Annotated in this window: 7 protein-coding genes and 2 pseudogenes; 4 read left to right on the top strand and 5 right to left on the bottom strand. The window is 41.7% G+C overall.

Annotated elements, in window-relative coordinates; all coding sequences use genetic code 11:
* The coding region (locus JMX92_RS12785; protein WP_201546026.1) for a zinc-binding dehydrogenase at nt 1–901 on the bottom strand (901 nt) is incomplete at its 3' end.
* A gap of 272 nt (nt 902–1,173) precedes the next feature.
* Between JMX92_RS12785 and JMX92_RS12780 the strand changes: the two are divergent.
* A pseudogene (locus JMX92_RS12780) lies at nt 1,174–1,457 on the top strand (IS3 family transposase); the annotation flags it as partial.
* Between the two features lie 67 nt (nt 1,458–1,524).
* Here the strand turns inward: JMX92_RS12780 and JMX92_RS12775 are convergent.
* The 3 genes from JMX92_RS12775 to JMX92_RS12765 form a co-directional block, all read right to left on the bottom strand.
* On the bottom strand, nt 1,525–2,175 hold the full coding sequence (locus JMX92_RS12775; protein WP_133378698.1) for an Abi family protein: 651 nt from the start codon (nt 2,173–2,175) through the stop codon (nt 1,525–1,527).
* Nucleotides 2,176–2,301: 126 nt separating this feature from the next.
* Nucleotides 2,302–2,511 (bottom strand): hypothetical protein, encoded by a 210-nt coding sequence (locus JMX92_RS12770; RefSeq protein ID WP_133378699.1) that lies wholly within the window; start codon nt 2,509–2,511, stop codon nt 2,302–2,304.
* A 1-nt stretch (nt 2,512) separates the two neighbouring features.
* Nucleotides 2,513–2,833 (bottom strand): hypothetical protein, encoded by a 321-nt coding sequence (locus JMX92_RS12765; RefSeq protein WP_205703359.1) that lies wholly within the window; start codon nt 2,831–2,833, stop codon nt 2,513–2,515.
* 253 nt (nt 2,834–3,086) lie between these two features.
* Between JMX92_RS12765 and JMX92_RS12760 the strand changes: the two genes are divergently transcribed.
* The 3 genes from JMX92_RS12760 to repM all read left to right on the top strand — a co-directional run bounded on the left by JMX92_RS12760 (nt 3,087) and on the right by repM (nt 6,986).
* A complete protein-coding gene (locus JMX92_RS12760; protein WP_201546024.1) occupies nt 3,087–4,700 on the top strand; it encodes a MobA/MobL family protein in 1,614 nt (537 codons plus the stop codon).
* 178 nt (nt 4,701–4,878) lie between these two features.
* Nucleotides 4,879–5,643 (top strand): hypothetical protein, encoded by a 765-nt coding sequence (locus JMX92_RS12755; protein ID WP_201546022.1) that lies wholly within the window; start codon nt 4,879–4,881, stop codon nt 5,641–5,643.
* A 368-nt stretch (nt 5,644–6,011) separates the two neighbouring features.
* Nucleotides 6,012–6,986 carry a replication initiation protein RepM gene (gene repM / locus JMX92_RS12750; RefSeq protein WP_133378671.1) on the top strand — a complete coding sequence of 325 codons (975 nt, stop codon included), beginning with the start codon at nt 6,012–6,014 and terminating at the stop codon, nt 6,984–6,986.
* A gap of 295 nt (nt 6,987–7,281) precedes the next feature.
* Here repM and JMX92_RS12745 read toward each other — a convergent pair.
* A pseudogene (locus JMX92_RS12745) lies at nt 7,282–7,487 on the bottom strand (butanediol dehydrogenase); the annotation flags it as partial.

The raw sequence follows: 7,487 nt of genomic DNA, 5'->3' as shown, positions 1-7,487 counted from the left end.
TTACATAACCAATAGTCCCACGTACATCGAGCTCCTTCATGACTACGCTATGTACATTTACGGAAGCTGGGTGGCTCCAGATAGAGACAATCACAACCACACCAGTAGGTTTAGTAAGTTCAACCAGCGAGTCCAATACCTTATTGACGCTGGTGCATTCAAAAGCCACGTCCACACCGCGGTTATCCGTAAGCATCATGACTTCTTCAGTCAAATCTACTTCAGTCGGATCTAAAATGTAATCGGCAATCCCACTTTCTTTAGCCTTCTCTTTGCGCTTGGTACTCAATTCAGTGAGAATGACGGTAATGCCTTTGGCTTTTAAAACTGCCGCCAATAACAATCCAATCGGACCACCGCCACCGACCAAAGCAACATCACCTGCTTTGGCGCCACTGCGCACAAAAGCATGATAGCCAACGGCTAACGGTTCAATCAAGGCTGCTTGATCTAATGGTATTTTATTAGAGATAGGATGTACCCAGCGGCGCTTGACCGCAATTTTTTCAGACAAACCACCACCGCGACCACCAAGACCAATGAAGTTCATATCTTTTGATAAGTGATAATTCTCACCAGGCGCGGTAGAAACATCATCAGCGATAATATATGGTTCAACCACGACATGCTGACCGATCTCAATATCATCAACACCCTCACCAATAGCATAAACGACGCCTGAGAATTCATGACCCATAGTGATTGGGGCAGACTCTCCTGAGATTGGGTGAGGATGACCGCAAGGGGGAATAAAAATAGGACCTTCCATAAACTCATGCAAGTCGGTACCACAGATGCCACACCAAGCGACATCGATTCCAACGGTACCCGACTCTACAGTAGGCTCTGGAATATCTTCAATACGAATATCGCCTTTGTCATAAAAACGTGCCGCTTTCATATAAATCTCCTTTGATTGTCATTAAAAAAATATTGGATGGTGCATCAAAAATTATGCTGGCATCAAACGTAGCCATAATGGATGATTGTAAATATTTGGCTGAGCAGATAAAAAATAGGCATAGATGCCCTAACCTCAAAATCATTATCCACTGCCAAAGCAAGATTGCAACCGTGAGCTACACACATATAAGCCTAAGAGAACGATATCAGATTTATGGCATTAAAAGGGCATAACATGGCAGTCAATTTGTAGTAGAAGCTGTCAAAAAGATAACAGACAACAATCGTAACTTGAGTGCAACTGTTCAGCAGCTCGAAATAGAGATGCAAACGTTATCTAATTGGCACAATAAAGCTAATCAAGGCAAACTTGCAGGAACTGAGCAGTATGATCCTAATCTTATGGCAGCTATTCAGGAAATAAAGCAGCTCAAGCGGCAGCTTAAAGTAGCTGAAGAGAAACGAGAGATCCTAAAAAAGGCGACAGCGTACTTCGCAAAGCAAAGCTAATCAGGTACGCCTTTGTCAAAGACAACCAGCACTTCTTTAGCATCAGAGACCATCCCAGATTCTGTGTAACTGCCATTTAGATTATTAACGGCATTTGAAAAATATTAGCATTTAAGGTTTGCTATTCAACAATGAGGTGACATTTTGGTTTAGGTTCAACCATTGAGCTGTATCCTCACACCTATATCCTATTACTTTAATTATCGCTTCGTAATCTTCATCCAGTTTCCTGCTAAATATCGGCTCATGGTGCGCTATACGATTTCTTAACTTTCGAATTCTTCCTAAATCTTTATGCATTTCCCCTCTCAAAGTTTTTATTCCAATATTATTATCTGTATTGGGAAAAGTGCTTCTAAAATGAGGCAACCATAATCGGTCATCATGACGACTGGTAAGCATGTTTTGCCAGAATACAAAACTCAGTTCAGGTATTACTTTGTTCACATCGGATGATTTGTCTCTCGCATACTCTAAATTTCTTCTTGGATTGTCACCCTTCCTAGGATTAGGTAAAGTGTTCACAAAGCCATTATCCCAAGGCCATTGGTTACCGTGTAGTTTAAATAATACCTCTGAAACAGCATTTCTAATAGTAACCTCACAAATATGCAAACAAGGAAAGAACGCGCCCGATGTGTTTGCGTTCCACAGATACAATTCTAAGGCATCTTGAAGGTTGGAAGTTTCTCTTTCGTAAGTAGATAGTCTTGGTGGAGATATAGTCCCCTTAACTCTTTGCCCATTAACAGTTGAATTCATACTTAGAAAGCCTTATAATAAAATCGTGAGCTAGGGGTATCGTAGGTTAACACCTCCCCTCTAGACAGATGCGAAAACCCTGCCTTTGTGCAGGGTTTTCTTTTTTTGATTTTAGCAAATATTTCCTTATTGATTATCTTGCAAGCTCCTAAGGCGCTTATCAATCTTTAAAATCTTATCTTCTTGTTCAGCGAACGGGTAGACTGCGGTGTCCTCTAAAAGATCCTTCATATCATACTTTACTCTTGTAGATCTAAAGTCATTTAAAGCAGCTGACAAAGATAATCTAATCATACTCAGTTCATCTTCATTTATTTCTAAAGTAAATTTTTTCATACTAACTCCTATTATTAATATTTGGATAACTATTATCCGTCTTATTATTCGAGAGCCTCTCTTGATCTCTCAACTTTTCTATAACCTCAGCCATTAACTCCTTATCGCCTTTCCTTGTCAAGAAAGCTTCTAAGTTATCAACTGTATAAGATTTTAATCCATTGAGCTTACTGCCTTCTAACATGTCAATTAAGAATGCACCCAATAGTATTTTCTGTCGTGTCAGCTTCTTATCTAACTTCTGTTTCTCCCTATTTATCTTAAGTTCAAGCTCATTAATTTTTTGCTGTTCCTTTAAATCATTACCACCAAGCAAGCTCATAACTTTCTCCTAAACTACAATTTTTTCATTTTTCGACTATAGCAAAATAACCATATCCTAACAATCAGTTGTGATATAGTTAATTGACGGATGGTTGAGTCCCACTGACTAAGTGCGAGTTTTCGACTTTACAAATGTTTATCCCTATCGGTCAACCATTTATAAAATCAAAACATCGGCAGGGGCAAGCCCCCACACCCCCAACATTGCAAAAAGACGCAATGTTAAAAACCAAAAAGTAGAGCAGTAGAAAATGGCTATTTTTATCGCATCAACCAAATCCATATCTCGCAGTAGTGGACAAAGCGCCGTTGCTTCTGCGAGCTATCGTGCTGGTTGTGAATTGGAAGATAAGCGATACGGTAAGACGCATGATTACTCTAAACGCTCAGGCGTTATGAGTGCCGATATTATTTTACCGACAGCATTGGCTTCTGCTTATACTGATATTTCACGCAGTGATTTATGGAATAAGGCAGAGGCTGCCGAGAAGCGTAAAGATGCGCGTGTGGCTCGCGAATGGCTGGTGAACTTGCCGCATGAGTTAAGCGCAGAAGACCGAAAATCCATCGCGCACCAGTTCGCCCAAACGCTTGCGGATCGTTACGGCACGATTGCTGATTGCGCCATTCACAAGCCTACGCAAAGAGAGATTGAGCGAGGGGCTGATCCTCGCAACTTCCATGCTCATATCATGTTTACCACGCGCTGTGCTGAACTTGACGATAATAACGAGATTGTACTGACCGATAAGGCGACCATTGAGCTGTCAGATAATAAGCGACGTGAGCTTGGCTTTGAGCGCGTCAATGTTGAAATCAAAGAAGTACGGCAACTGTGGGAGCAGATCGCTAATGAAAAACTGGCCGAGTATGACCATGAGCTGATTGATTCGCGCAGCTATGCCGATCAAGGCAAAGACATTGAGCCGCAGCTTAAAATGGGTTCGGTGGCGACAAAACTAGAGCGTGACAAATACGAGAGTGAGCGAGAAAAAGCAGAACAAGCAAACAAGAAAGGTGAGGTTTACGAGATAGACGAAACACCGGCCACAATCAGAGGTGAGATTAACCTGATGATCAATGAGCGCAACCATCTAGTACGGACACGCGAACTTGCCGATCTGCGCGAAAAACAGTTATTTATCGTCCCAGCTGCCCCCACACCGAAGTATAAACCCAGTCAGGACAGTAATGATGAGCTGGAGCAAGCTGAATCAGTAGTTGAGCGCGTCAAACAGGTGCGTATTCAGCGCCAGATTGCTAAGGAAGCGGCTGAGGCGCTTGAAAAACGGCGTATTGCTCAGCAGCAGCGCGACATGGCCGACCAAAAGGAGCGTGAGCGCCTATTAGCGCAAGAAGAAGCGCGTCAAGCAAAGCTTGAGCAGCAACGCGCCAAAAGAGCAGACGAAGAAGCCGGCTTTAAGGCGCAACACGACCATATCTCGCATCAAGAGCTATCGAGTCAGCACAGGCTTCTAAAAATCATCGACCAAAAAAGCGACTTTGGCCAACACCTAAACACCCTCCTGCATCTTGATCAGCAAATGAGCGCATGGCAGCGCTACCGCAGTGAGCCGAGTACCACTGACCACCAAAAACAGCTTGCAGACCGTGAACAGCATGAAATTGGCAGCCACATTATCGGCCACAGCCAGCAGCTGCTTGATCACATCAAGTCTATAAGCGACCTATCGACAAGAAAAGCACACACCAAAACCTTAGAGCGCGTCTTTGATGACATCAAAGATCGACAACAAAGCGCCCTCAGCCCCGAACACCAGCGCCAAATGCGAACGGTAGCCACTGAAATCACCGGTTATAGCCGTGATATCAACCGCAGCCGAGGCATGAGTCCTGGCTTTTAAGCCCACAAGCAATACTAAACGACACTGACGGTCGCATAGAATCACCTCAGAGGCTTCTCAGGCATCCCACAGCGCCATTTTGATGCTAGGGTACCAATAACGTATAAACCACCCTAAAAACGCCCACAGCGCCATTTAGAGGCCAAATAGCATCACAATTAGCGACTAGGAACGATCCATGCCAGAAAAAGACCTCTCTATCCAAGAAAAAGACCTCTCTATTTCATTAGAAGACCTACTAATTACGCTTCAAACGTATACCAAAAAAATAGATAAGCAGCTGATTGACAGCTCAAACTTAAACCACGCGCATTTTAAACAAGCGCAAGATATTGCTAATTGGGCAAAGGAACTGACCTCACTGTTAAAAACCTATCAAAACAAAGAAACCTTACTGCAAACTGAATTTGTTGAAGCCATTAACAAAGAGATTGCAACCGTCTTTAAAAACAATGAAGACAACTATCACAAGCGTATTGATGAAGGCTTCACTAAGCACATCACTGATGCGAGTGATACGTTCTTAAAAACAACAAAGCTGCTTAATAAAGACTTAGTGAAGATACAGACCTCTGTTACCAGTGTTGCTAGTAACCTTGACGATACTAAAGACAAGATAGCTGAGCTAAATGTAGATGCCTCCAAGCAGATGCTGGATAACGTTAAACGAGAGTTTGGCCGTCAATTAATACTAACTTTGGTCGTTATGGTTGTTGTGGTATTAGCATTAGCCTCTGGAGCAGCTTGGCTGTTTATTCCTAGCAAAAGCGAGATAGCAAAACGTCAAGATGATTATCAATATCTGGAAAAGGCTGGTGTGGCTCATAACATTGTCAAAATAAGTGGACAAGATGGTCACTATGCGAGGATTGACCCCAAAGACTGTTTTGAAGATGAGAAGAGTTCGTTCTATAGCAAATCAAAGCTATGCAAATTTAAGTAACTTACTTCCTAAATCAACCATTAAAAATAACCCTTTGTTTTTTAAGCTTATCCACAACCAAAAATGCTTTTAATGCTTTTAAATGCTTTTAAATGCTTTTAAGCTCGCTACAGGCCTTGCGGTATAAGGGATGTAAGACCAATAAGGTGACGTTTAGTTACCAATAAGGTGACGTTTAGTTACCAATAAGGTGACGTTTAGTTACCAATAAGGTGACGTTTAGTTACCATTATGAGACAAGTTTTTCTTTGTCTTTTAAACGACGTTTACTTACCATTATGAGACTCTTGTATATTTGTCACTAAAGTGACTTGTAATAATAAGTCACTTAATATAAGGTAGGGTTTAAACATACTAGGATAAAGCCAATGAATAAGAAGCAAGACTTAGTAGTAAAGACTAATCAGTTAAATCAAGCATTACAAACATTATCGTTATCTGAGGTTCGAATTATTCAACTAGCTATAGTCGATGCTAGAGAAACTGCTACGGGATTAAGCACTGATAAACCTTTACGTATCGATGCCTCTCGTTACGCAGAAGCCTTTGGCACTTCACGACAGAATGCCTATGCTCGAATGAAGGAAGCAGAAGAAACCTTGTTTAATAGACGTTTTACCTATCAGGATATTAATGGTAAGCCAATCAAAAGCCGCTGGTTACAGCAAGTTCAATACCATGATGGTGAGGGCGCAATAGATCTAGTTTTTACGCTTGCCGTAGTAGAAGGGATTAGCCGTATTGATGGGCTGGAGCAGTTTTTCACTTCCTATTTGTTAGAGCAAACTACACAATTTGATAGTGTTTATTCAGTGCGCCTCTATGAGTTACTTACCCAATGGCGCGCCGCCAAAAAAACGCCTTGTTTTGAATTAGGGGTCTTTCGACAACAAATGGGGCTAGGTGTGAATGAATATAAAAGAATGAATGACTTTAAGAAGCGAGTGTTGGACTTGGCCATTAATGAAATTAATGAGAAGTCCGATCTGAAAGTAAAATATGATAACGTAAAGAAAGGCCGCAGTATTACAGGCTTTAAATTTGTAGTTCATGAGAAGAAAAAACCCAAAACTGGACAGGTAGCTGAAGCTCGCGATGTTGACAACGGTGATATGTTCACTATTGATGGGTTGTCTGATAAGCAGCTGTGGCGTATCAGTCGGCATAAAGAGTTTATAAGTACATATAGCGGTCTTGCTAAAGGCGACGCTGGTAAGAGCTGGTCAGCATACAGCGACTTTATAGTCGGTGAGATCAAGAAGGACGCTTCTAAATTCAGTAAAAAACGCCCTATACGTGAGTATTTAGATGGGAATGAAGAGGAATACGATTTCTCAAAATAGCGAGAGAAACTGACCACCTAGAACAGTCTGTTATAAGCGGTTCTCTTATAGTGGTCTGTTTTAGGTAGTCTGTTAATAGGTTTTTGTGGCTTTTACGTCGGTTCCGCTAGGGTATACCCTAAAAAACTTCCGCCAGTTGTCTGATTAAAATCTCCCAAGTTTAAGTGTACGGGATTGACAGCAGGGATCAGTGTGTCTAAGGCTTCCTAGGTAGATTTGGGCAACTTGAGGTTTGGTAAATTCTAACGTACGGATTAAAACCACCTAGCTAGCCGGATATCCCTTGCCTTACTATTTACAGGTTCGGGTTCACAATAATTTTCACTGCTGATTCATTGTTGTGAATTAAAGTCTCAAAGCCTTTAGCAATCAAGTCATCCAATTTGATACGTTGAGTAATAAAGGGCTCAAGGTTCACTAAGCCATCTTCGACCAATTTGATGGTTTCTTGATGATTGTTTACATAACCAATAGTCCCACGTACATCGAGCTCCTTCATGA

Origin of the sequence: Psychrobacter sp. H7-1 (assembly GCF_904846585.1) — a bacterium.
GTDB classification, from domain to species: Bacteria; Pseudomonadota; Gammaproteobacteria; order Pseudomonadales; family Moraxellaceae; genus Psychrobacter; species Psychrobacter raelei.
The sequence above is the reverse complement of the archived record's forward strand: the minus strand, read 5'-3'. Positions and strand labels throughout refer to the sequence as shown.

Excerpts from the sequence above, each read along its gene's own strand:
- JMX92_RS12760 (WP_201546024.1), top strand. The coding sequence starts at position 3,087 with ATGGCTATTTTTATCGCATCAACCAAATCCATATCTCGCAGTAGTGGA.
- repM (WP_133378671.1), top strand. The coding sequence starts at position 6,012 with ATGAATAAGAAGCAAGACTTAGTAGTAAAGACTAATCAGTTAAATCAA.
- JMX92_RS12775 (WP_133378698.1), bottom strand. The coding sequence starts at position 2,175 with ATGAATTCAACTGTTAATGGGCAAAGAGTTAAGGGGACTATATCTCCA.
- JMX92_RS12765 (WP_205703359.1), bottom strand. The coding sequence starts at position 2,833 with ATGAGCTTGCTTGGTGGTAATGATTTAAAGGAACAGCAAAAAATTAAT.
- JMX92_RS12755 (WP_201546022.1), top strand. The coding sequence starts at position 4,879 with ATGCCAGAAAAAGACCTCTCTATCCAAGAAAAAGACCTCTCTATTTCA.
- JMX92_RS12770 (WP_133378699.1), bottom strand. The coding sequence starts at position 2,511 with ATGAAAAAATTTACTTTAGAAATAAATGAAGATGAACTGAGTATGATT.